Genomic DNA, 299 nt, shown 5'->3' on the forward strand with positions numbered 1-299 from the left:
TTAAACCACATGCTCCACCGCTTGTGCGGGCCCCCGTCAATTCCTTTGAGTTTCAGCCTTGCGGCCGTACTCCCCAGGCGGAGTGCTTAATGCGTTAACTTCAGCACTAAAGGGCGGAAACCCTCTAACACTTAGCACTCATCGTTTACAGCGTGGACTACCAGGGTATCTAATCCTGTTTGCTCCCCACGCTTTCGCGCCTCAGTGTCAGTTACAGACCAGAAAGTCGCCTTCGCCACTGGTGTTCCTCCATATCTCTACGCATTTCACCGCTACACATGGAATTCCACTTTCCTCTT

1 rRNA gene is annotated in these 299 nt (G+C 52.2%); it reads right to left on the reverse strand.

Going from position 1 to position 299, the window contains the following annotated elements:
* Window positions 1-299, reverse strand: a 16S ribosomal RNA gene (locus KFD70_RS29455); the annotation flags it as partial.

Source organism: Bacillus pfraonensis, assembly GCF_050768835.1.
GTDB classification, from domain to species: domain Bacteria; phylum Bacillota; class Bacilli; order Bacillales; family Bacillaceae_G; genus Bacillus_A; species Bacillus_A pfraonensis.